The following is a 22,931-nucleotide window of genomic DNA, read 5'->3' as shown; positions in this document are numbered from 1 at the left end:
AGACGCGCGTTCCGCGCTCCCAGCGACAACGGCTTCGCCGTTGCGCAGGGATGAGGGGAGGCCGCACGAGCTTTGGCAAAATCGCGATCGCACCCCGCCCGAATTCGCTATAGTGCTTCCTCGTCGACAAGCGGGGGCAATTCGCGATGACAAAGATCAGGGTGGGAATGGTGGGCTGCGGCTTCGTGTCGGAGCTGCACATGTATGCGTTTCGCCGCGTCTACGGCGTCGACGTCGAGGTCGCGGCGGTCGCCGCGCGCGGCGAACGTGTCGTCGAATTTGCCCGGAGCCATCACATCCCGCGCTTCTATCGCAGCTTTGCCGACCTGATCGCGGACCGCGAGCTCGACGTCGTCGACATCTGCACGCCGCCCAATCTCCACGCCGAGATGATCGTAGCCGCCATGCAGGCCGGCAAGCACGTCATCTGCGAAAAGCCGTTCGCCGGCTATTTCGGCCGTGAGGGCGACACGCAGCCGATCGGCAGGCACGTGCCGAAGGCACTGATGTATGAGCGTGTGCTGGAAGAGATGGCCGCGACGCGCGCTGCGATCGAGCGCACCGGGAAGCTCTTCATGTATGCCGAGGACTGGATCTACGCGCCCGCGGTGACCAAGATCGCAGAGATCATCACGGCAACCAGGGACAAGATCCTGTTCATGAAGGGCGAAGAGAGCCATTCCGGCTCGCACGCCGCCCACGCCGCGCAGTGGGCGATGACGGGCGGCGGCTCGCTGATCCGCATGGGCTGCCATCCACTCTCGGCCGTGCTTTATCTCAAACAGGTCGAGGCCAAGGCGCGCGGCGAGACCATTCGCGTCGCCAGTGTCACCGGCGATGTCGGCAACGTCACAGCTAGCCTCAGACGTGAGGAGCGTACTTACATCAAGGCCAACCCCGTCGATGTCGAGGACTGGGGCACGCTGACCGCGACCTTCTCCGACGGCACCAAGGCCACCGTGTTCTCCGGCGACATGATCATGGGCGGCGTGCGCAACCTGATCGAGACCTATACCTCCGGCGGTTCACTGTTCGCCAACATCACGCCGAACACGCATCTGATGAGCTATCAGACCAGCGAGGAGAAGCTCGCGAGCGTCTACATCACCGAAAAAGTCGACCGCAAGACCGGCTGGCAATATGTCTGCCTCGAGGAAGAATGGACGCGCGGCTATCTGCAGGAGATCCAGGATTTCATGGAATGCGCCGCGACGGGACGGCAGCCGCTCTCGGACCTGGCGCTGGCGTATGAGACGATCAAGGTCAACTACGCGGGCTATTGGGCGGCGGAGGAGGGACGGCGGGTGGTGTTGTAGCGCTGTCAGGTTAGCCGCGCGTTCGCAGCAAATCCTTCCAGGAGAAGGTGGCGCGAAGCGCCGGATGAGGGGTTCTCTCCACGAATTTCAAATGTCGAGAGCTTCACCCGCGGAGAGAACCCCTCACACGGCTCGCCGCTCACCTGGCGAGCCACTCTCTCCCACAACAAGGGGAGAGTGTGCGGCGTCGCCGTGGCGGGTGGTGTTGCACGTCATCGCAAGTGCATTGATTGGCCACGTTCGCAGGGCGCCGTGGCCTTGCCGTCGCCTACCAAGCCCCGACAGCTATTAAAACAAAAATGGTCAGGCACGAGACGCAAGCGATCGATGCAGTATAGAATTCGGGCGTATTCAATGTTGTCTCCCGAGTTGTTGCCGCGTTCTTGATTGCTGCTGCGGCGAGGAGAGCCCCCGTTTCGTGGCGCGATTCAATTCGGCACGTCGTGGCGGATTTCGCCCTGCGTGTCCGTCCGGCCATCGCTACTCCGATCAACAGGGTCGCAATCCGCTTGCAAGACTTCCGGACTCTTAGCCCTGATCAGGAGCTGTCTCCGCATTTCAGAGAGACGAGCGCGGCAATATTCGCGATAGAGCAGTTCGAATATGGCGGGCATGGTCACCCCCATCGTTGACTGTCACTATTTTAGAAATTCCCGAGCCCCGCTTGGATGGCTCACCAATGCGAGCCTCTTGGCCGACTGCGCCAGTCCCAAAGCTCATACGCGAATGGTTGACCGGCTTGTATGCGCAGAAGGAGCAGGGCCAATTACCTAAACCTCACTATAGCAGGCTCGTGTTTCAGCAAAACTTCGTCGGACAACCTGAGAGCGCGGCCCCGCGGCGAAAAATCCAACTACAGCGCGAAATGACTTACCGCTGGATGCAAGCACGGTCGGCTGCAACGCCGCCAGCGTTGTAGATCGTTGCGGTGCTGATTGGTCAGCCGCGTGCACGCAGCCAATCCTTCTCCCCTTCTTGTGGGAGAAGGTGGCGCGAAGCGCCGGATGAGGGGTCTCTCTCCGCGAATTCAAACGTCCGCTCGTGGAGAGAGACCCCTCACCCGGCTCGCCGCTGGTGCGGCGAGCCACCCTCTCCCACAAGGGGAGAGGGTGCACCGCCCGTTCGTCCTAAATCCTAAGCCCCGTAAGTCGAGCCCTTCGGCAGCGGGAACACCGGGTCCTGCGTCCGGATATTCGTTGGCCACACCACCGAGATGTGCTCGCCGGCGTTCTGCATTACGACTGGCGTCGAGCGCTCGTTCTGGCCTGACAGCGGAGTACCTGGCGGGAAGAACTTGACACCGTAGCCCTGGATGGTGCCGCCGGCGGGGATGTCGACGTCGAGCGCGGCCTTGCGCACCGCCTCGGGCTCGAAGCTGCCGTATTTTTCCTTGGCGACCGGCAGCACGTTGTTGAGCAGCACCCAGGTCTGGTTGAAGCCCATCGAGCAGTGCGGCGGCACGTCGGTGGCGCCGGTCTTGGCCTGGTAGCGCGTGACCATGGTCTTGATCAGATCGCCCATACCCGGCGCGAGCTTCGCCGGATCGAGCAGTTGCGCGGGCACCGGATCGATGTTGCAGAAATTGTCGATGTCGGTGCCGAAGGTGGCGCGCAGCTTGTCGAGCTGGCTGTAGCCGGCGCCGGCGCCGAACAGCATCTTGAAGCGCAACCCGCTCTCGCGCGCCTGGCGCAGGAACAGGGTGATGTCGGGGTTGTATCCCGCGTGCGAGATCACGTCGGCCTTGGCGCGCTTGATCTTGGTCACGAGCACCGAGAGATCGGGCGCGGACGCCGAATAGCCCTCGCGCAGCACCACCTGGATGCCGGCCTGCTTGGCATAGGCCTCGTCGGCTGCGGCGACGCCGACGCCATAAGGGCCGTCCTCATGGATAAGCGCGACCTTGACGTCCTTGGGATCCATGCCGAGCTTCGCCTTCGCATGCTCGCTGATGAAGCTCGCAAAGGCCTGGCCATATTGATCGGAGTGGATCTGCGCGCGAAACACGTATTGCAGATTCTTGTCCTTGAACACGGCGGTCGAAACGGCCGTCGTGATCCAGAGGATCTTCTTCTGTTGCTCGACCCTGGCTGCGAGCGGCACTGCATGCGAGCTCGCATAGACGCCGTTGAGAATGTCGATCTTCTCCTGGTTGATCAGACGTTCGGCCTCGTTGATTGCGACGTCGGGCTTGCTCTGGGAGTCGGCGGCCACCGGCGAGACCTTGTATTTGCCGCCGATGCCGCCCTTCTCGTTGACGAGATCGATGGCGATTTGCGCGCCGACCGAGGAGGCGACCGAGCCGCCGGCGGCAAACGGGCCGGTCAGGTCATAGATCAGGCCGATGCGCAATGTCTCGGCTTGTGCCCGGGCGCGCGTCCAATCGAGGCTGATTGCGGCGGCGGCAGCCGCCGAGGTCTTCAGCAGCGTCCTGCGTGAAGTCGGCATCCTATCCTCCCTCTGAACCGTCGTATGATTGGTTTTGTTATTTTTTTCGAAGTATTCAGAGCGGCAGATGGAAAGTCAACATCGCCCAAGGTCGATATGTCCCGGCCGCGCCGCAACACGCAATTGCGAAGGGCAAAGAAAAGCCCACCGCTCCGGAAGGAGCGATGGGCTTTGATGTCGGCCGGCGCGGATTACTGCGACAGCTTCACGAAGTTCGGAAACCTGAGCTTTCCTTCTGCGATCTTCTCGGGCCAGACCGTGATCTGCTTGCCGTCCTGCCACTGGAAGACGAGGCCGGTTACTGCGCCGGGGCCGGACTTGATGCCATGGGTGAACTCGTCGTTCTTGCCATAGAACTGGATGCGGCCGATCGTGCCCTCGTAGTCGGTCTTCTCCATCTCGGCGACCATCTTGTCGGGATCGGTCGAGCCCGCGCGCTTGATCGCTTCGGTGATGATGTAGACCTCGTCATAGGCGGTATAGCCGGTGTAGGCCGGCGGCGTGCCGAACTTGGCCTTGAATGCGGCCGCGAACGGCTTCGTCTTGGAGGTCACCGCGACGTCGGGCGTTGCGACCGCCAGCGACGGCACGCCGTCGGCGGCACCGTTGGTGTCCTTCCAGAAGGTCGGGCTCAGCGCCTGCGCGCTGATGCCGAACATCGGGATCGGCACCTGCTGGTTCTTCCACTGCACCGTGGGCTGCACGCCGACATGCGAGATGCCGGTCACGATCACGTCCGGCTTCTTGCTCTCCATGTTGTTGAAGATTGGCGTGAAGTCGGTGGTATCGGGCGAGAAGCGAACGTGCTCGACGACCTTCAGCCCGGCCTTGGGCAGGCAGGCCTCGTAGCCGACGTCGAGCGGCTTGGTCCAGGCCGCGTCCTCGCTCATGATCGCGACCGTCTTGAACTTGAGCTTGTCGACGAGGAGATCCTTGGCTGCGTCGCAGACGAGCTGCGCCTGCGCCGCCGAGGTCAAGTAGCCGTGGAAGGTGTACTTGTTCTTCTCGTAGTCGTTGTGGATCGCCTTGGTGATCTCGTTGGAGGCAGCGCCCGGGGTGATCAGCGGCATCTTCAGCCGCGCCGCCCAGGGCTCGAGCGCCAGCACGACCTCGCTGATGTAGCTCGCGATCACGGCGGAGACCTTGTCCTCGCTCACCGCGCGCTGGAAGGCGCGCACGGAATCCGCCGACGAGCTCTTGTTGTCATAAGTGACGATCTCGACCTTGCGGCCGAGCACGCCGCCCTTGGCGTTGATCTCATCAGCGGCGATCTGCGCGCCGCCCGGGGTCGCCGCACCCGCGATCGACTGCACCTCGGCGATGACGCCGATCTTGATCGGATCGTTCGACTGCGCGTGGGCCGGGGCAGTGAGGCATAGTCCCAGCGCCGAGGCGAGAAGGAGGCTACGGCTCACTATCGTCGATGATCGCATGGTCGTTTCCCTTTCGTTTTGTTTTGTTGTCGTTATGAACTGTCTCAGAGATACCCGGCGCCGGCCTCCGCGGCGAAGCGGCCAGGGTCGCCCTCCCAGACGATCCGCGCATGCTCGAGCACGTAGACACGGTCGGCATGCGGAAGCGCGAAGGTCACGTTCTGCTCGCCGAGCAGCACCGTGATCGACGTGGTCTGGCGCAGCTTCTCCAGCGCCTTGGACAATTGCTCGAGGATGACGGGGGCGAGGCCGAGCGTCGGCTCGTCCAGGATCAGGATCTGCGGCTGCATCATCAGCGCGCGCCCGATCGCCAGCATCTGCTGCTCGCCGCCGGACAGCGTCTGCGCCAATTGCGCCTGCCGCTCCTTGAGGATCGGGAACAGCTCGAACAGCCAGGCGAGCTGCGCCGCGCGGGCCTCGTCGGTGAGATGCTGGCCGCCGAGATCGAGGTTCTCGCGCACCGTCATCTCGCCGAACAGCTCGCGCGATTCCGGGCACTGCACGAGGCCGCCGCGCGCGATCTTCGCCGGGCTGGTGCCGCGCAGCTTCTCGCCGCCGCGCAGGATCTCGCCGCTATAGGGCAGGAAGCCGCAGATGGTGTTGAACAGCGTGGTCTTGCCGGCGCCGTTGAGGCCGACGATGGAGACGAACTCGCCCTCATGCACGTGGACCGAGACGTCCTCCAGCGCCTGCGCTTTGCCGTAATGGACGCTGACGTTATCGACCTGCAGCAGCGGCACCTTGTCCTTGAAGCTGGTCTCCGGCCGCGCATGGGTCTCGATCGCGCCGCCGAGATAGACCCGCCGCACGGTCTCGTTCTGCATCACCTCGTCGGCCTTGCCGGTGACGATCTCCTCGCCGAGATACATCGCGAGCACGCGATCGACCAGCGCGGCGACGCTCTTAACGTTGTGATCGACCAGCATCACCGCGCGGCCCTCGTCGCGAAAGCTGCGGATCAGATCGGAGAACACGTCGACCTCGGCCCGCGTCAGGCCGGCGAAGGGCTCGTCGACCAGGACCACCTTGGGATCGCGCGCGATCGCCTTGGCGAGCTCGAGCCGGCGCAGGTCGGCGAACGGCAGCGTCGGCGGCCGTCGATTCATCACGCTACCCAACCCGACGCGGTTGGCGATCCACTTGGCGCGATCGACCAGCGCCTTGTCCGGAAACAACATGAACAGGCTGTCCGGCAGCAGCGCCACCATGATGTTCTCCAGCACGGTCTGCCGGTTCAGCGGCCGCGAATGCTGGAACACCATGCCAAAGCCCTTGCGCGCGATCTTGTGCGCGGGCAGGCCGGCGACGTTCTCGCCTTCGAAGATCACTTCGCCCGCGGTCGGGCGCTCGATGCCCATCACGCTCTTCATCGCGGTCGACTTGCCCGAGCCGTTCGGCCCGATCAGGCCGAAGATCTCGCCGGCGTTGACATCGAAGCCGAGGTTCTTCACCGCGGTCAGGCCGCCGAAGCGTTTGGTCAGGCCGCGGACCTTGAGCACGGGCCGGTTTGCTAGTCTCTGATCCATCACGAGCGAGCCTCGCGCGAGAGGGCCGCTCCGAGGAAGCCGCCGGGGAAGAACAGCACGACGAGGAGCGCGACCGCCGAGACGATGAAGGTCGCGAGCTCGCCGGTCGGCCTTAGGAACTCGCCGGCGACGATCAGGAAGATCGCGCCCAGCGCCGCGCCGAGCACGGTGCGCCGGCCGCCGAGCACGGCCGAGACGATCACGTTGACGCCGACCGCGACGTCGACGACGGTGCCGACCGAGGCAGTGCCGAAATAGAACACCAGCAGCGCGCCGGAGAGGCCGGAGAAGAACGCGCTGACGACAAAGGCGGCGAGCTTGTGCTTGACGATGTTGAAGCCGAGCGCGCCGGCCTGCACCGGGTCTTGCCCGCTGGCCTGCAGCACGAGGCCGATCGGCGATTGCGACAGGCCGTACAGGATCGCCGCCGAGATCGTCATGAAGCCGAGCGCGATCCAGTAGTTGGCGCCGGCGTTGATGGTGATGACGTCGGGAATGGTCAGGCCGATCTCGCCACCGGTGAGATCGGCGAACACCACGATGAAGTTTTGCAGCATCAGGACGGCGACCAGCGTGGTCAGGCCGAAATACGGCCCGCGCACCCTCAGCGCCGGCAGCGCCAGCACGAGGCCGGCGACGACGGAGGCGAGCGCCCCGAGCACGATGCAGAGATAGACCGACCAGCCGAACTGGTTGTTCAGGATGCCGGCGGTGTAGGCGCCGACGCCGATCAGGAAGGTCGGCCCGAAATTGACCTCGCCGGCGAAGCCGAACAGGAGGTCCCAGGCCATCGCGAACACGCCGAAATAGAACGCGACGGTCAGGAGCCCGAGCACATAGCCGGAAACGTAGAGCGGCAGCGTTGCTGCGATCACGACCAGCGCGAGCGAGACGAAGAACAGGCGCGAGGTGAAGAAAGTGGACATCTCAGCGCCTCCCCAGAAGGCCCTGGGGCCGGATGTACATCACCACGACGAGCAGCAGCAGCGCCGGAATGGTGCGATAGGCCGGCGAGACCAGATAGGCCGTGACGGTTTCGAGATAGCCGACCACGAAGGCCGCGATCAGCGAGCCGGAGACGCTGCCGAGGCCGCCGAGCACGACGATCGAGAACGCGCTCGCCGTCAGCGGGCCGACGCTGTAGGAGCTGACGCCGAGGAACATCCCGAGCAGCACGCCGGCGATGCCGGCGAGGATGCCGTAGATCGCCCAGACCACGATGAAGATGTTGGTGAGCTCGAGGCCGAGCAGGGTCACGCCGCGCGGATTCATCGACGCCGCCAGCACCGCCTTGCCGGTGCGGGTGCGGTTCACCAGCAGCCAGAGCAGCGCAATCACGAGGCAGCACACGATCGCCGTGAAGATCTCGTTCGTCGGCGTGCGGACGCCGAGGATCTCGACGACGCCCTCGACGATCGGCAGCACGGTCTTGGCGTTGTTGGTGAAGAAATAGGCGATCAGCTCCTGGATCATGATGCCCCACAAGAGCGTACCGGTGAGGACGAAGATCTCCTTCTCCTCGTTGGGGATGCGCCGGGAATCCTGGATCGGCTTCACCACCGCAAAGTAGGTGGCGAAGGCCGTGATAAGGGCGACTGCGACCCCGATCAGCGCACCGGCATAGGTGCCGACGTTCAGGATGCTGGCGGCGGCCCAGGCCGCCACCGCTGCCGCCACCATGATGGCACCGTGGGAGAGGTTGAGCACGCCGGAGACGCCGAAGATCAGCGTGAAGCCGGTCGCACCGAGAGCGTAGAGGGCGCTGATGGCAAAGCCATCGATCAATATCTGGAATGCTCGCATCTATGATTAGCCAGGCAGTCTTGGCTGCCTCTTGGAGAGACGGTGCTGCGGAGGCCGCATGTGGAAGCTCCCGGGAGTAGGCCCGGGAGCTGTTCCGGCTAGTTCGTTGTGAGCTTGATGAAGCTCGGGAACTTGACCTCGGTCTTGGCGACCTCCTTCGGCCAGACCGCGATCTGCTTGCCGTCCTGCCATTGCAGCATCAGTCCGGTGATCAGGCCCTTGCCGTACTTGATCGAGTGGGTGAACGGATCATCCTTGCCGTAGAACTGGACGCGGCCGATCGTGCCCTCCCAGTCGGTCTTCTCGAGCGCCGCGACCAGCTTGTCCGCGTCGGTCGAGCCGGCGCGCTTGGCGGCATCTGCGATGTAGTAGACCTCGTCATAGGCAGTGTAACCGGCGTAGGACGGGTAGTTGCCGTACTTCTTCCTGAAGTTCTCCGCGAACGGCACCGACTTCGGTGTCACCGCGACGCCGGGGCCGGAGACGCCCTGGTACAGCACGCCTTCAGCGGCCTGGTTCGTGTCCTTGCCGAACGTCTCGTTGGTCGCCTGCGAGGAGATGCCGAACATCGGGATCGGCACCTGCTGGTTCTTCCACTGCACGGTCGGCTGCACGCCGACATGCGAGATGCCGGTGATGATCACGTCGGGCTTGGAGCCTTCGATCTTGTTGAAGATCGGCGTGAAGTCGGTGGTGTCGGGCGAGAAGCGGATGTGGTCGAGCACCTTCAGCCCGACCTTGGGCAGGCATTCCTCGTAGCCGACGTCGAGTGGCTTGGTCCAGGCGGCATCCTCGCTCATGATCACCGCCGACTTCATGTGCATCTTGTCGACGAGTAGATCCTTGGCGGCGTCGCAGACTGAGAGCGCCAGCGCGGCCGAGGTCAGATAGCCGTGGAAGGTGTACTTGTTCTTCTCGTAGTCGGCGTGGACGCTCTTGCTGATCTCGTTGGAGGCGGCGCCCGGCGTCACGAACGGCGTCTTCAGCCGCGAGGCCCAGGGCTCCAGCGCCAGAACCACCTCGCTGATGTAGCTGGCGATGACCGCGTTGACCTTGTCCTCGTTCACCGCGCGCTGAAACGCGCGCACCGAATCCGCCGACGAGGAGTGATTGTCGTAAGAGATGATCTCGATCTTTCGGCCATCGACGCCGCCGCTTGCGTTGATCTCCTCGGCGGCGAGCTGCGCCGCCTGCGGGATCGATGCGCCGGCGATCGCCTGCGCCTCCGCGATCACACCGATCCTGATCGGGTCTGCCGCAAGTGCCGCGCCCGACGCCGTCACCAGCGCACCGAGCGAGGCCGCGCCGAGGACCATTCGCAATGCACCAGAGAGTATGGTTTTCATGTTGTTCTTCTCCCTTTTAATAAGCCTCTTATGAGCTATTGGGGCGGGACTATAACGGCGATGGTATTCTCGGCAAGAGAAACTGCATTCAGGATTGTGAGAGCCGGACTAAAGTCTAGCGCTGCGCAAACTGCTGGTATTGCAGTTGCAAGCGCTGCGTCAGGATCAGGCATGCAGATTTCGTCGATCGCTATGCTGTGCGCGCCCGGCCTTGCGATCGTCAGTTCTGTCCAAAACGCTCGCCCTGCGAGCAGCGACTTGTCGGCGCCCGCCACGGGCGTCGATGCGGCCGCGAGCGAGCTGCGTTGTTGTTGGTAACGCCGCGCCGTGCGGGAAGGTCCCAAGATCATGGCCCAGTTGGTTCAATGCCGCCTCGTCAACGAGCCGTTCGCCGATCCCGGCCTGCTCGTCGACTTCAGGTTCGGGCGCCGCGCGATGCTGTTCGACATCGGCGATCTCTCAGGCCTGTCCAATCGCGAGCTGCTTCGCATCAGCGACGTCTTCGTCAGCCATCGGCACATGGATCATTTCGCCGGCTTCGACCAGTTGCTGCGGGTTCGGCATCATCAGCCTGGCCGTTTGCGCGTAACGGGTCCACCGGGTCTCATTGCCGGCATCGGCGGCAAGCTTGCGGCCTATAGCTGGAATCTGCTCGATGCGACCTCATCCGACTTCGTGATCGAGGCGGCCGAATTCTGCGATGGTCGGCTCGGCGACTGGACGCGATTCTCTGCGAGAGATCAGTTTCGCGCAGAGCCGCTCGGGGAGGCATCGCTCGCGCCGGGACTGCTGTATCACGATGGCGATCTCTCCATCGAGACCGTTACGCTCGACCACGGCATGCCTTGCCTTGCCTTTGCATTGCAGGAGACGCGCAGGGTCAATGTGTGGACGGTTGGATTGGCGCAGCTTGGCCTCGAGGTCGGGCCATGGCTCAACGCGGCCAAGCGCGCGGTTCGCAGCGGTGCCGACGACGAGATGCTGATCGGCGCCGACGAGGGCCGCACCATTCGGCTCGGCGAGCTCACGCGGCATGCGCTCAAGGTCGCGCCCGGACAGCGCGTTGCCTACGTGACTGACGCCGCCTTCACGCCGGAAAATGCCGAGCGCATTATCGCGCTCGCGCGCGGTGTCGATCATCTCTTCATCGAGGCGGCCTTTGCCGGCGACGATGTCGAGATCGCCAAAGCGCGCCGCCACCTGACGGCCACGCAAGCCGGCGAGCTCGCTCGCGCAGCTTGTGTGAAGCGGATGACGACGTTTCACTATTCGCCGCGCTATCTCGAAACACCGGACCGGCTGCGCAGCGAGGCGGAGGCCGCGTTTTCCGGCGCGGCTTAGCGCGCCGTTAGCAGCGATGGATCGAGCGGACGCAGCCGGGCGGGATCGAACGGTGACAGGTCGATATCGCCTGCTGAGCCATCCGCGATCAATTGGGCCAGCGCTTCGCCGGTCGCGGGCGCATTGAGGATGCCCCAGACATTGTGTCCGGTCGCAACGTAGAGACCCTGGCTTCCCGGCACCTTGCCGATCAGCGGCAAGCCGTCCTGCGTGACCGGGCGGAAGCAGGCCTGCCGCGCGATGATCCTGTCGGCGCGAAAGGCGGGCGACAGCCGTTCGGAGGTCGCCTGCAGGCGGTCGATGGCGTCCTGGTCGGGTGTCACGGCGGCCGGATCCAGCGGCAGCGGCGCGACGTCGGAGAAGGCGGTGATGTGCGTGCTGCCGTCCGCGCGCGGAAAAACTTCGATCGACATTGCGCTGCCGTTCTCTTGATACTCCAGAAACAGCGCATCTGCAGGCACGTCCGTGCCGGTGTCGTAGACGATGCTCGGGCTGCGCTGGCCGTAGACGGCGGGCAGGCTCATCCATTGTGCGGCGAGCAGCGACCACGGCCCCATCGCGACCACCACGGCATCCGCCTCGAGAGTGCGGCCGTCGATCTCGACGCCGCGAGCAGTGCCGTTCGCATCGCGCATGATGCTTGTGACGCGTCCGGTTCGAAGCTCGGCGCCTTGCGCCAGCGCCGCGTTCATCACCGCGGAAGTGAACTTGCGGGGATGAACGATCGCGGTGGTCTCGGTGGTGCCGAGGCGGTGTGCGATGGCGACACCGTTCGCCAGCCAATCGAGTGCGGCCGGCGCATCACGGCGCGCGTCAGTGTCGGATACGACAAAGCCGCTATACGCGGTCATGCGGCGATAGCCCCAATCGCTGGCGATCTCGTCCGGCAGCCGCGCATGAAGCGCAAAGCTGCGCCGCGCCAGCGCGTCGAGCGGCGTGCCGGCGCACCAGTCGAGGGCGAGGAAGCCGCCGGCCTTGCCCGATGCGGCTGCAGCCACCTCGGTCCGCTCGACGACGGTGACGTCGATGCCGCGGCGGCGGAGGAAATAAGCGGTGCAGGCGCCGATCACGCCACCGCCGCAGATGACAACGCGCATGGCTTCTTCCTTGATGATCCCTTCTGCAATCCGAGGACGTCAGAGGCTATCCAGTCTCGCCCGCTGCGTCGCGCCGGCAAGGCACCACTCGGCGCTAGCGATCGAGTTTGCTCTTGCTTGTGGGCAATGGGCAATTCGTGCAGCACCTGTCGTCGCACATCCGGCAGATCGTGAAGCGATCCAGTTCGGACGTGTCCTGCCTTGCCAGCAACTCGCGTATCAGCGTTCCAAGTCGCTTGGTTTCAGCCGGCGACAGCACATCCAGAAGCGACCCAACGGCTGAAATGCGGGAGGCCAACAGATCGTTCCGGCTTGCGGCGCCCCTGGCCGTCAGGTGCAAGGCGACCTCCCTGCCGTCCTTGCCTGGCCGGCGTTCGACAAGCTGATCCGAAACCAGACGGTCCACCAGCCGGACAGTTCCGGAATGCGATAGGCCAAGGATCCGCCGGAGCGTGTCGTTGGTCATTCCCTGGCCATAGCCAATGACGATGAGCGCTGCAGGCGTCTCGCCGCCGCGGCCGACGACCTCGCGTGCGCCTTGCTCGATACGATCCATGACGGCGAGCGAAAGCGCCCCCAGCAAATTTGCGATTCCGGTGTCCATGCGATGAATGATATGTGCGGAGCGCACAAAAAACAACTTGACCAGATATGTGCGCTACGCACATATTTAGCCAAGGTCAGCGACGACGCCTCACGCCAGGGCAGGGCGAGGCCAAAACGGTGGTTCGTGACTGAGCCCGCCATGCGCGCCTGAGCACGAAGAGACATGGAGAATAGCGATGAATACGCGAAGCACTGCACCGACAACGCCGAATGCCGTCGGGGGCGAACCCGTCCTGAAATATGTGCAGGCCAACGGCGTCCGGTTTGCCTATCTCGAACAGGGGAGCGGGCCTCTTGTCATGTTCATGCATGGCTTTCCCGACAATGCCTGGTCATATCGAAAGCAAATGCAGGTCTTCGCGGATGCGGGGTATCGCGCGGTCTCGCCGTTCTTGCGTGGCTATGCGCCAACCGAGATTCCGGCGGACGGGGTTTTCGACCCCATCGCACTGGGCAAGGATCTCGCAGCGCTCATCGCGGCGCTGAGCGATGACGGGCAGGCACGCGTCGTCGGCATGGATTGGGGCGGCACGTCGACCTTCCAGGCGCTCGCCACGGCGCCATCGGCGATCAAGGCGGCCGTGGTCATGAACACCGCGCACCCGATCACATTTTCAAGCATCAGGAGGGATCCCGAGGCCGTTCGATCGATCTTTCATTTCTATTTCTTCCAGCTCCCCGGCGCTGACTCGGCGGTCAATATCGAGGGACTGCCCTTCGTCGATTATCTCTGGAAGCTGTGGTCGCCGACATTCAGGAATGACGAGCATCTCCGCTCGATCAAGCAGACGCTCAGCTCTCCTGGCACCATGGCGGCGGCGCTCAAATACTATGCCGGCCTGTTCGAATCGGGACGTGCGGGGCGGCTGCCGAGAAATGAGATGCATACGCCGACGCTGACGATTTATGGCAGCAACGACCCGACAGCGAGGTATTCGGTGAAGGAGGAGCCGCTCTTCAAGGGGCCGCATGAGCGGGTTGTCCTGCCCGATGTAGGCCACTTCCCGCACCTCGAGCGTGAGGCCGAAGTCACCGGTCTGATCATGAACTGTTTCAAGACGCACGCACCTAATTGAATGTGCCGCAACCAAGCGGCCGCATTTGGGTACGACATTTTTCAGGTTCTCTGACCAGGAGTGTGGGCGATGGACGCCAAGACGCAGCAGCAATACGCCGAGACGTTTCACGGTCTTCACAAGAAGGGCGATCCGCTCGTCCTGTTCAACGCCTGGGACGTCGCCACCGCCAAGGCCATTGCGAAGACATCGCCGGCCATCGCGACCAGCAGCGGGGCGGTCGCGTCCGCACTTGGGTACGCGGACGGAGAAAATGCACCGCTTGATGTGGTGACAGGTCTGGTGTCACGGATGACCGCTTCTGTGTCGGTCCCGGTGTCAATTGATCTGGAGGCAGGATATGGCGACACCCCGGACGCCGCCGCGAAGTCAGCGACCAGGATGCTGAAAGCCGGCGCCATTGGCATCAATATCGAAGACGGGCTCTCCGGGGGAAGGCGGCAACTCGTCAGTCCCGAGCAGCACGCAGCGAAGATCAGAGCAGTGCGGGACGCTGCGCAAGAACTCGAAATTCATCTATTCATCAATGCGCGAACTGATCCGTTTCTGCTGAAATTCGGATCGCCGGAGGAATGCCTGAACGAAGCGGCAAGGCGCGCGAGGGCCTATGCCGATGCCGGCGCTGATGGAATTTTTGTACCCGGCCTCACCGACCTCGCCCTCATCGAAAAGTTCGTTGAACTCACACCTCTGCCCGTCAACATCATGGTGACGCAAGGTGTACCCGAAATCTCCGATCTTGCCTGCATCGGCGTTCGGCGGGTGAGTCTCGGGCCGTGGCCCATGATCGCGGCGATGCGTGTCATTGGTGAGGCCGCCGCCGAGGTCGCCGCGAGCAAGCAGTACGGTGCGTTCCTGCAACCGAACGCCTGAGCGTCACGAAGAGACGGAAGGCGCCGGCGGGGCACGCCGGCGCCTTATCGTGTTGCGCCTTGCGCTGCTTCAGCCCGGCCCTGCGCCCTGCGTCGCTGTGAAGACGGCATAGAGCGACTGGCTCGCGGCCATGAACAGGCGGTTGCGCTTGGGACCTCCGAAGCAGATGTTGCCGCACACCTCGGGCAGGCGGATGCGGCCAAGCAGCTTGCCCTCCGGCGACCACACCGTCGCGCCACTATAGCCGACCGAGCGGCCGGCATTGCTGGAGGCCCAGACGTTGCCGTTGACGTCACAGCGCACGCCGTCCGGTCCGCACTTCACGCCGTCGATCACGCAATCGGAAAAGCGCTTCTGGTTGGACAATTTGTTGTCGCTGCCGACGTCGAACACGAAGATCTCGCCCTTGCCGCCCGGTCCGGTGTCGCCGGGCCCCTTGCCGGTCGAGACGACGTAGAGTTTCTTGAAGTCCGGCGAGAAGCACAGACCATTGGGGTCGGGCACCTGATCCTCGCTGACCACGAGATCGATGCGGCCGGAAGGATCGATGCGATAGCAGTTGGTCGGTAGCTCGCGCTTGCCCGGCGTGAAGCCGGCCGGCTGTCCGATCCGCGGATTGAGCTTGCCGCCTGCATTGCTCGGGCCGCCCGGACCGTCGGGCTCGCCTTCATAGAGCTGGCCGCCATAGGGCGGATCGGTGAACCAGTAGCTGCCGTCGGGATGCGCGACGACGTCGTTCGGCGAGTTCAGCTTCTTGCCGTTGTAGGAATCTGCAAGCACGGTTGCGGTGCCGTCGTGCTCGTAGCGCGTCACCCGCCGGGTCAGATGCTCGCAGGAGAGCTGGCGGCCCTGGAAGTCGAAGGAGTTTCCGTTGGAGTTGTTGGACGGCGAGCGAAACACGCTGACACGGCCGTCGTCCTCGCTCCAGCGCATCTGCCGGTTGTTGGGAATGTCGCTCCATAAGAGGTACCGGCCCTGGGCGCTCCAGGCCGGACCTTCGGCCCACAACACGCCGGTATAGAGTCGCTTGATCGCGGTGTTTGGTTGGGCGAGGTCGTTGAAGGACGGATCGACCGCGATGATGTCGGGGTCCCAGAAATAGGTGGTCGGCGCGCCGTTCGGGCCGAAATCGCGCGGCGGCGTGGTGATCGTGGTCGGCGGCGCGGCAGGTCCGGTCTGGGCCAGTGAGGGACCTGCTCCGGCCATGGTGGCGGCTGCGCCGAGCGCGAGCCCCTGAACAAGCGTTCGTCGTGAAAGCGCAGCATCTTGGTCACGCTGCTCGTGGCGTGTCATCGCGTCCTCCCGATCATGTTCGCTGGCCGGTTGATCCGGCCCAGCAAGGAAGCAGGTTAATGCGGTCCGCGGCCGGTTGCGAGAGGCGGAATCGCATCCTGCGCGTGATGTCGCGTCGCAATCCGGTCACGTTCGCATGCGTGCCGATTGGTTGCCGCGGCGCGGTTGTGTGCAAATTGCGTCGTTACCAAAGCCAAAGAATGTTCCGCGCGCTCAAACAAAAATTGCCTGCGGCAAAGCCTCAAACGACAACGCGTCCGGTGTATGTCAAGCCTTGACCTTGCGCGCGATGCTGGCAGAACTTCGCCCGGGGCCTAAAGCCGGAGCTCAATGTGGGTGGTGTCATACTCGTCATATTGCTCGCGATCGCGTACGCGGCCGGCTATTTCACGCGCGAATACATGTCGCGCAAACGGCGCGCGGAAGCCCGCCGCTGGCGCGACTATACCCAGCCGGACTGGCTGCGGACCGCGGCACACGCCAACACCAACGAAGCCGCGCCTCAGCCGGTCGGCGAGCTTGGCCAGATGCTGAACCGCTGGGAGAGCAGGGCCCGCGCCCGCCGCACCGGATAGCGGCCAGACTGTCCGATAGGCAAAACAGCTTTCGTCCTTTGTAGGGTGGGTTAGCCGAAGGCGTAATCCACCTCTTCTGTGGCCACAAAAGTGGTGGGTTACGCTTGCGCTAACTTACCCTACGCATCCCCAAGTCCTTGCGTTGCCCGTCGGGCAAAACACGCCAGCCCTGGGTCAATCGGCTCGCCTCAAATATTCGCCTTTACAGAAATTCGGATTTGTCGTATTTTAGGTCCATCCCGCCCGACGAAAGGGACGGTTCGCGAGTCGTACGGATCGTGGGCGGGCTGCGGTGGACGCGAGTGGCGTCGATGCGGGCTGTGGCGTGCAGGGCGAGTTGGACCTCGTGAGTGCATCGCAGGCCGTGCATGACGAACGGCGCTGATTGCGTACGGCGAAACCGTGTGGTCCTGGCCGTCGTTGCTACGGTCAAGCCCTTTGCGGAGGCGGATGTTTGCTTCAACAGGGGCGACGTTTCGTGCATTCTGCGGGGTGACGGAGGCCAGAAGAACTCGGCTCCGGGGAGAGCGCGGCATAAGCCGTAGAGCCACAGCGCAGGGAAGGCCGGGTGTTTTCGGCTTCACCTGTCGTTCCTCTGTGCATTTGCGTGTGCGCATTTGATCGCACAGAGGCTCATGGGTGCCGGCCGGCGCCCGGTCTTCCCTGCGCCCTTTCCTTGGAGAGGGTGTGAAGGAAAGAGCATAGCTCGGGCGAAATGCGCCGCGAGAATGCGATGGTGTGTCTGCAAGGGAAATGCGAATTGAAAAAGCAATGCGTGTGCCCACACTCCGTCATTGCGAGCGCAGCGAAGCAATCCAGAATCCCTCCTCGGCGGCAGTCTGGATTGCTTCGCTGCGCTGGCAATGATGAGTTTGGGGAAGCAGCATTCCAAATGCCGCCACAAGAGTCGTCGTGGCCACGATCAGGACCCACGCCGCGCAATCGTGTGCACGGTGCCGGCGCCGAGGTGACGAACGTTCGCCAAACTCCGCCCTAGGGCCTATGGTCCTGATTTCACCACAAGGGGACACCAGCCCCGGCACCGAGGCAACTAGGTCAGTCCTCTTGACCATCTTTTGGCGTTGCAGTTGCTGCCGTTTCTCGTCTAGAAACGCCCCATCGAGCCACCCGGCAACGAACCGTCAATGGTTTTGGCCGAGGATTCCTGGGCTCAAAAGGGTCTGGCAATGCTGATTCGCGGCCAAATCGATGGGATTTCGGGGGAGGTGGCTCCGGCCGCCGCCACGATCCCGGCCGCGCGCCTGCCCACCCTCCTTATTGACGGGCTTCTTCTTACCTGCCCCTGAGGGCCGGCTGGGCGCCACGCGCCTGGGCACTCAGGGGTTGTTGTACGAGATCACCGGACACCTCAAGCGCCCAGAACTGGCCTGAACGGCGCGAAAGCTCAAAAGGAAATTTGAAATGGCCCCCGTGAACAAGTCCGAGAAGGACCGCGTCATCATTTTCGACACCACGCTGCGCGACGGCGAGCAGTGCCCCGGCGCCACCATGACCTTCGAGGAGAAGCTCGAGGTCGCCGAGCTCTTGGACGACATGGGCGTCGACGTCATCGAGGCCGGCTTCCCCATCACCTCGGAGGGCGACTTCCAGGCGGTCAGTGAGATCGCCCGCCGCTCCAAGAACTCGGTGATCGCCGGCCTGTCGCGCGCGCATCCGGCCGACATCGACCGTTGCGCCGAGGCCGTGAAATTCGCCAAGCGTGGTCGCGTCCACACCGTGATCGCGACTTCGCCGCTGCATATGCGGGTGAAGTTGAACAAGACCCCCGAGCAGGTGATCGAGACCTCGGTTGCGATGGTCGCACGTGCGCGCAACCAGATCGACGACGTCGAATGGTCGGCCGAGGACGGCACCCGCAGCGAGATGGATTTCCTCTGCCGCATCGTCGAGGCCGTGATCAAGGCCGGCGCCACCACGGTGAACATCCCCGACACCGTCGGCTACACGGTCCCGGAGGAATACACCCACTTCATGAAGACGCTGATCGAGCGCGTGCCGAACTCGGACAAGGCGGTGTTCTCCGTGCATTGCCATAACGATCTTGGCATGGCCGTAGCGAACTCGCTGGCCGGCATCGTCGGCGGTGCGCGCCAGGTCGAGTGCACCATCAACGGCATCGGCGAGCGCGCCGGCAATGCCGCTCTCGAAGAGATCGTGATGGCGATCAACGTGCGCAACGACAAATTCCCGTACTGGAACAAGATCGACACGACGCAGCTCACCCGCGCCTCGAAGCTGGTGTCGGCGGCGACTTCGTTCCCGGTGCAGTACAACAAGGCGATCGTCGGCCGGAACGCTTTCGCGCATGAGAGCGGCATCCACCAGGACGGCGTGCTGAAGGATGCCTCGACCTACGAGATCATGCGGCCCGAGATGGTCGGCTTGAAGCAGTCCTCGCTTGTGCTCGGCAAGCACTCCGGCCGCCACGCCTTCGTGCACAAGCTGGAGGAGATGGGCTACAAGCTCGGTCCGAACCAGCTCGAAGATGCCTTCACGCGGATGAAGGCGCTGGCCGACCGCAAGAAGGATATCTACGACGAGGACATCGAGGCGCTGCTCGACGAGGAGATCGCTGCCGCGCACGACCGCATCAAGCTGACCTCGCTGACCGTGATCGCCGGCACCCATGGGCCGCAGCGCGCGACGATGAAGCTCGACGTCGACGGCCAGATTAGAATCGAGGAGGCCGAGGGCAACGGTCCGGTGGACGCCGTGTTCAACTGCATCAAGCGCCTGGTACCGCACGAGGCCAAGCTCGAGCTGTATCAGGTCCACGCCGTCACCGAAGGCACCGACGCGCAGGCCGAGGTCTCGGTCCGGCTGTCGCATGACGGCCGTTCGATGACGGCGCGTGCGGCAGATCCGGATACGCTGGTGGCTTCGGCAAAGGCCTATCTCGGCGCGCTCAACAAAATCGTCATGAAGCGCCAGCGCGACACGGTGACGACGGCAGCGGCGAGCTGAGGCTGGCCCTTCGAGGCATCAAGTGAACGCGGCGCCCGCGGCGCCGCGTTTTTGTTTGGCAGGGACGACGATCAAACCCGATACCGCATTTTTGCAGGAGGACCCCTGCTAACAGGCAATAGCGCCGAGGCGGTCTTCCCTATAATGCTGCGTCCAAGTCTTCAATTTAAAGTCTCGGGGCCGGCGGTCCGTGCCCCCTTAGGGACGTGCGGGAGGAAGCATGCGAAAAGTTGTTTGGGCTGCGGCATCGATCATGGCGCTGGCGTTCGCCGGGCCGGCATTGGCGCAATCGCCGATCATCATCAAGTTCAGCCACGTCGTCGCTACCGACACGCCGAAAGGCAAGGCGGCCGAGAAGTTCAAGGAGCTCGCCGAGAAGTATACCGGCGGCAAGGTCAAGATCGAGGTCTATCCGAACTCGTCGCTCTACAAGGACAAGGAAGAGCTCGAGGCGCTTCAGCTCAGCAGCGTGCAGATGCTGGCGCCGTCCAACTCGAAATTCGGCCCGCTCGGCATCCGCGAGTTCGAGGTGTTCGATCTGCCCTACATCCTTCCCGACCTGAAGACGCTCCGAAAGGTGACGGAGGGGCCGCTCGGCGCCAGGCTGCTCAAGCTGCTCGAGCCCAAGGGCATCACCGGCCTTGCTTATTGGGACAACGGCTTCAAGGAGATGAGCGCCAACAAGAAGCTGGTCGCGCCGGGCGACTATCAGGGCGTGAAGTTCCGCATCCAGTCATCGCGCGTGCTCCAGGCCCAGTTCAAGGCGCTTGGCTCGCTGCCGCAGGTGATGGCGTTCTCGGAAGTTTACCAGGCGCTCCAGACCGGCGTGGTCGACGGCCAGGAGAACACCTGGTCGAACATCTACACCCAGAAGATGCACGAGGTGCAGAAGTACATCACCGAGACCAACCACGGCTACATCGGCTACGTCGTGATCGTGAACAAGAAGTTCTGGGACGATCTGCCGGCCGACATCCGCGACCAGCTTTCGAAGGCGATGAAGGAAGCGACCGACTTCAACAACGCGCAGTCGCAGAAGGAGAATGACGACGCGCTCGCCGAGATCAAGAAGAGCGGCAAGAGCGAGATCATCAAGCTCACGCCGGAGCAGGACGCGGCGATGCGCAAGGCGATGGAGCCGGTCTACAAGGACGCCGCAAGCCGCGTCGGCCAGTCGCTGATCGACGAGTTCCAGAAGGAAGCGAAGAGCGCGACGAACTAGCATGAATGACGCATGAATGAAGGGCTTCCACGCTGATCGCGCGGGAGCCCTTTGTCATTGTTGCTAATGATTTCTGATTGCACATTACATCGCGCAGAGAGCGCCTCCCTGTCCAAGTTGTAAGTTGCGCGCGGGTCGGGCGGCGCTCATCTTCACGGGCATCCTTCCAGAGGAGGTTCGTATGAGGAAGTTCACCATCGCCGCCATCGCCGTGCTCAGCATCGCCGGTTCGGGCGCGGTCTATGCCCAATTCCATCGCCCGTGGATGTCCGAGCACATGCGCCACATGCGTATGAACCCGGAAGACCGCGCCGCCTTCGTCGACGCGCGGATTGCCGCCGTCCATGCCGGGCTGAAGCTGAACGCCGATCAGGAGAAGCTGTGGCCGCCGGTCGAGGCCGCCGTGCGGGAGCTCGCCAAGCTGCGCATCGACCGCGCCAACGCGCGGATGAATGCCGGGCCGGGCGATGCCGCCAAGGAGACCGCTACGCCGGAGGATCCGGTTGCCCGACTGCGCCAGCGCGCCGAGGACATGGGTGCGACCTCGGCGGCGCTGAAGAAGATCGCCGATGCCGCCGATCCGCTCTACAAGACGCTGGATGAGGGCCAGAAGCGGCGCCTCGCCGTCCTGACCCGCCACCGGGGCCCATTCGGCGGCGGCGAGGGGGGCTGGCACCATCGCTTCATGGAACGCGGCATGGACCGGATGATGGAACACGGTATGGACCGCTTCCATGGCGGCGATCGTTTCGACCGGGACGGCGGGCCGGACAGCGATCGGGAGGGCCGCCTCTGAGCGGCCCGGGATTTCCCGGGAATTCCCGGAAATTGGCCGTCGCGAAGCCGCTGGAATCCAGCGGCTTTTCGCCTTTTGGGGGCTCTGGACGAAGCCTTGGAAAACCTTCGCCGCATCGCTTGCCATCCCCGAACTGCTTTGCTAAACGACCGGCCTCGCAAGGCTTTGACCGCCTTTCGGGCGCATAGCTCAGTTGGTAGAGCAGCTGACTCTTAATCAGCGGGTCCCAGGTTCGAGCCCTGGTGCGCCCACCAAGCTTTTCAAAGACTTGGCCAGACCTCGCGTAGAACGGACCTTTCAGTTGGGAGGTCAGTTGGGAGTTCTTGTTCAATTTCCGTGCTCATCGACGGGCCATCTACCCGACGATTCTCGGGATGGCTGCGCGTTACCGCAGCGGCTATCTCGTTCCCGGCGGCGTGGAGCATTCTCGCACGCAAAAGCCTTGGCGAGACCGGTGAACGTCTTCACCTGGAACAATCCACATCCCAAATCCCCATTTCTGCTCCTAACCGTAGACCACGCTCAGCTTCTTGATTGCTGACTCCGCAAGTTCAACACGCCCACCAAGATAGTGTGCATCGAGTATCTGCTGCACCGTGGCCATGGAGTGTCCGGTAATCGCGGCGATCTCAGGCACTGAGCAGCAGCAATCTTACCGTGGTCCTTCGCGACCGTCGGAATCGACTTCGGCATGATCCCGCGTCGAACCCAATTGTTAAACGCTGAAAGCGACTCGCATCCTGCGTAAGCCGCAGCTTGTTTTCTCGACATGCCACGGGGCTCGATCATCGGTGCTCCCACTGCCGATACTCTGATTGATGCCGCGTTTCGGCAGCACTCTTATTGATCGAGACCGAAAACGCACGACAAGGGGAGAAGGCGGGGCATAGCGAAATCGGCTGGTGTGGAGCGGAATCGGACCGGTCCGTGCGTAATGAATATGAGACGAAAGGGAAGCAGGAGTCCGACTGTTACCTGGTGCGGTGGCCACGATCGGCGTTGCGACAGTCTGCTGATTTCACCAACGTTCCAACGGATTCAAGCCTGCCATCGGACCGTTATGAGCGGCAGACTATCGATCAGATAGGTTGATTTCTGCTGCATTTTTGTTGGAGTTCGATTGTGTTTATGCCATTCGTTCGCGTTGTTTCTGGTGCGAAAATGGTGCGGTTGAAGCCCAACGTTCAGACTCATAACC

The 22,931-nt window shown here is 63.2% G+C and carries 17 protein-coding genes and 1 tRNA gene; 9 read left to right on the top strand and 9 right to left on the bottom strand.

Annotated features, from left to right (window positions below):
- Window positions 1-146 precede the first annotated feature (146 nt).
- A complete protein-coding gene (locus tag MTR72_RS00090) occupies window positions 147-1,316 on the top strand; it encodes a Gfo/Idh/MocA family protein (RefSeq protein ID WP_341509889.1) in 1,170 nt (389 codons plus the stop codon).
- A gap of 1,134 nt (window positions 1,317-2,450) precedes the next feature.
- On the opposite strand, the gene MTR72_RS00085 is transcribed toward MTR72_RS00090, so the two are convergent.
- The 6 genes from MTR72_RS00085 to MTR72_RS00060 all read right to left on the bottom strand — a co-directional run bounded on the left by MTR72_RS00085 (window position 2,451) and on the right by MTR72_RS00060 (window position 9,869).
- Window positions 2,451-3,761: an ABC transporter substrate-binding protein gene (locus MTR72_RS00085; protein WP_341509888.1), complete on the bottom strand. Its 1,311-nt coding sequence runs from the start codon at window positions 3,759-3,761 to the stop codon at window positions 2,451-2,453.
- 191 nt (window positions 3,762-3,952) lie between these two features.
- Window positions 3,953-5,194, bottom strand: a complete 1,242-nt coding sequence (locus MTR72_RS00080; RefSeq protein WP_280965697.1) for an ABC transporter substrate-binding protein — start codon at window positions 5,192-5,194, stop codon at window positions 3,953-3,955.
- Between the two features lie 44 nt (window positions 5,195-5,238).
- Entirely contained in the window at window positions 5,239-6,720 is a 1,482-nt protein-coding gene (locus MTR72_RS00075) for an ATP-binding cassette domain-containing protein (protein WP_341509887.1), read from the bottom strand.
- Window positions 6,720-7,646 (bottom strand): branched-chain amino acid ABC transporter permease, encoded by a 927-nt coding sequence (locus tag MTR72_RS00070; RefSeq protein WP_280965695.1) that lies wholly within the window; start codon window positions 7,644-7,646, stop codon window positions 6,720-6,722. The genes MTR72_RS00075 and MTR72_RS00070 overlap by 1 nt, the downstream gene beginning before the upstream one ends.
- A 1-nt stretch (window position 7,647) precedes the next feature.
- Complete coding sequence (locus MTR72_RS00065; RefSeq protein ID WP_280965694.1) at window positions 7,648-8,523, bottom strand: branched-chain amino acid ABC transporter permease; 876 nt, start codon at window positions 8,521-8,523, stop codon at window positions 7,648-7,650.
- Between the two features lie 98 nt (window positions 8,524-8,621).
- Window positions 8,622-9,869 (bottom strand): ABC transporter substrate-binding protein, encoded by a 1,248-nt coding sequence (locus tag MTR72_RS00060; protein ID WP_280965693.1) that lies wholly within the window; start codon window positions 9,867-9,869, stop codon window positions 8,622-8,624.
- 348 nt (window positions 9,870-10,217) lie between these two features.
- Here MTR72_RS00060 and MTR72_RS00055 point away from each other — a divergent pair, with 348 nt between their 5' ends.
- Window positions 10,218-11,210 carry a ribonuclease Z gene (locus tag MTR72_RS00055; RefSeq protein ID WP_341509886.1) on the top strand — a complete coding sequence of 331 codons (993 nt, stop codon included), beginning with the start codon at window positions 10,218-10,220 and terminating at the stop codon, window positions 11,208-11,210.
- On the opposite strand, the gene MTR72_RS00050 is transcribed toward MTR72_RS00055, so the two are convergent.
- Window positions 11,207-12,307, bottom strand: coding sequence for an NAD(P)/FAD-dependent oxidoreductase (locus MTR72_RS00050; RefSeq protein WP_341509885.1), 1,101 nt, complete (start codon window positions 12,305-12,307; stop codon window positions 11,207-11,209). The two genes, MTR72_RS00055 and MTR72_RS00050, sit on opposite strands and share 4 nt — an antisense overlap.
- Window positions 12,308-12,401: 94 nt before the next feature.
- Window positions 12,402-12,863 (bottom strand): MarR family winged helix-turn-helix transcriptional regulator, encoded by a 462-nt coding sequence (locus tag MTR72_RS00045; RefSeq protein ID WP_341509884.1) that lies wholly within the window; start codon window positions 12,861-12,863, stop codon window positions 12,402-12,404.
- 226 nt (window positions 12,864-13,089) lie between these two features.
- Between MTR72_RS00045 and MTR72_RS00040 the strand changes: the two genes are divergently transcribed.
- Both MTR72_RS00040 and MTR72_RS00035 read left to right on the top strand, forming a co-directional pair.
- Entirely contained in the window at window positions 13,090-13,989 is a 900-nt protein-coding gene (locus MTR72_RS00040; protein ID WP_341509883.1) for an alpha/beta fold hydrolase, read from the top strand.
- A gap of 69 nt (window positions 13,990-14,058) precedes the next feature.
- A complete protein-coding gene (locus tag MTR72_RS00035; RefSeq protein ID WP_341509882.1) occupies window positions 14,059-14,862 on the top strand; it encodes an isocitrate lyase/PEP mutase family protein in 804 nt (267 codons plus the stop codon).
- A gap of 69 nt (window positions 14,863-14,931) precedes the next feature.
- Here MTR72_RS00035 and MTR72_RS00030 read toward each other — a convergent pair whose 3' ends face one another.
- A complete protein-coding gene (locus tag MTR72_RS00030; RefSeq protein ID WP_341509881.1) occupies window positions 14,932-16,155 on the bottom strand; it encodes an SMP-30/gluconolactonase/LRE family protein in 1,224 nt (407 codons plus the stop codon).
- A 332-nt stretch (window positions 16,156-16,487) separates the two neighbouring features.
- Between MTR72_RS00030 and MTR72_RS00025 the strand changes: the two genes are divergently transcribed.
- The 5 genes from MTR72_RS00025 to MTR72_RS00005 all read left to right on the top strand — a co-directional run bounded on the left by MTR72_RS00025 (window position 16,488) and on the right by MTR72_RS00005 (window position 21,987).
- Window positions 16,488-16,730 carry a hypothetical protein gene (locus tag MTR72_RS00025; protein ID WP_341509880.1) on the top strand — a complete coding sequence of 81 codons (243 nt, stop codon included), beginning with the start codon at window positions 16,488-16,490 and terminating at the stop codon, window positions 16,728-16,730.
- Window positions 16,731-18,152: 1,422 nt separating this feature from the next.
- The gene (locus tag MTR72_RS00020; RefSeq protein ID WP_280965685.1) at window positions 18,153-19,715 is read left to right on the top strand and encodes a 2-isopropylmalate synthase; all 1,563 of its coding nucleotides are present in this window, start codon (window positions 18,153-18,155) and stop codon (window positions 19,713-19,715) included.
- 220 nt (window positions 19,716-19,935) lie between these two features.
- Complete coding sequence (locus tag MTR72_RS00015) at window positions 19,936-20,937, top strand: TRAP transporter substrate-binding protein (protein WP_341509879.1); 1,002 nt, start codon at window positions 19,936-19,938, stop codon at window positions 20,935-20,937.
- Between the two features lie 181 nt (window positions 20,938-21,118).
- On the top strand, window positions 21,119-21,733 hold the full coding sequence (locus tag MTR72_RS00010; RefSeq protein ID WP_280965683.1) for a Spy/CpxP family protein refolding chaperone: 615 nt from the start codon (window positions 21,119-21,121) through the stop codon (window positions 21,731-21,733).
- A gap of 178 nt (window positions 21,734-21,911) precedes the next feature.
- Window positions 21,912-21,987, top strand: a tRNA-Lys gene (locus MTR72_RS00005).
- The last annotated feature ends 944 nt before the right edge of the window (window positions 21,988-22,931 follow it).

Source organism: Bradyrhizobium sp. ISRA442, from assembly GCF_038085055.1.
GTDB lineage: Bacteria > Pseudomonadota > Alphaproteobacteria > Rhizobiales > Xanthobacteraceae > Bradyrhizobium.
Note: the sequence above shows the minus strand (reverse complement) of the source record. Positions and strands in the feature narration are given on the sequence as shown.

What these genes read in the sequence shown, in the direction of transcription:
- MTR72_RS00090 (WP_341509889.1), top strand. Translation starts at nt 147, where the DNA reads ATGACAAAGATCAGGGTGGGAATGGTGGGCTGCGGCTTCGTGTCGGAG.
- MTR72_RS00085 (WP_341509888.1), bottom strand. Translation starts at nt 3,761, where the DNA reads ATGCCGACTTCACGCAGGACGCTGCTGAAGACCTCGGCGGCTGCCGCC.
- MTR72_RS00080 (WP_280965697.1), bottom strand. Translation starts at nt 5,194, where the DNA reads ATGCGATCATCGACGATAGTGAGCCGTAGCCTCCTTCTCGCCTCGGCG.
- MTR72_RS00075 (WP_341509887.1), bottom strand. Translation starts at nt 6,720, where the DNA reads ATGGATCAGAGACTAGCAAACCGGCCCGTGCTCAAGGTCCGCGGCCTG.
- MTR72_RS00070 (WP_280965695.1), bottom strand. Translation starts at nt 7,646, where the DNA reads ATGTCCACTTTCTTCACCTCGCGCCTGTTCTTCGTCTCGCTCGCGCTG.
- MTR72_RS00065 (WP_280965694.1), bottom strand. Translation starts at nt 8,523, where the DNA reads ATGCGAGCATTCCAGATATTGATCGATGGCTTTGCCATCAGCGCCCTC.
- MTR72_RS00060 (WP_280965693.1), bottom strand. Translation starts at nt 9,869, where the DNA reads ATGAAAACCATACTCTCTGGTGCATTGCGAATGGTCCTCGGCGCGGCC.
- MTR72_RS00055 (WP_341509886.1), top strand. Translation starts at nt 10,218, where the DNA reads ATGGCCCAGTTGGTTCAATGCCGCCTCGTCAACGAGCCGTTCGCCGAT.
- MTR72_RS00050 (WP_341509885.1), bottom strand. Translation starts at nt 12,307, where the DNA reads ATGCGCGTTGTCATCTGCGGCGGTGGCGTGATCGGCGCCTGCACCGCT.
- MTR72_RS00045 (WP_341509884.1), bottom strand. Translation starts at nt 12,863, where the DNA reads ATGGATCGTATCGAGCAAGGCGCACGCGAGGTCGTCGGCCGCGGCGGC.
- MTR72_RS00040 (WP_341509883.1), top strand. Translation starts at nt 13,090, where the DNA reads ATGAATACGCGAAGCACTGCACCGACAACGCCGAATGCCGTCGGGGGC.
- MTR72_RS00035 (WP_341509882.1), top strand. Translation starts at nt 14,059, where the DNA reads ATGGACGCCAAGACGCAGCAGCAATACGCCGAGACGTTTCACGGTCTT.
- MTR72_RS00030 (WP_341509881.1), bottom strand. Translation starts at nt 16,155, where the DNA reads ATGACACGCCACGAGCAGCGTGACCAAGATGCTGCGCTTTCACGACGA.
- MTR72_RS00020 (WP_280965685.1), top strand. Translation starts at nt 18,153, where the DNA reads ATGGCCCCCGTGAACAAGTCCGAGAAGGACCGCGTCATCATTTTCGAC.
- MTR72_RS00015 (WP_341509879.1), top strand. Translation starts at nt 19,936, where the DNA reads ATGCGAAAAGTTGTTTGGGCTGCGGCATCGATCATGGCGCTGGCGTTC.
- MTR72_RS00010 (WP_280965683.1), top strand. Translation starts at nt 21,119, where the DNA reads ATGAGGAAGTTCACCATCGCCGCCATCGCCGTGCTCAGCATCGCCGGT.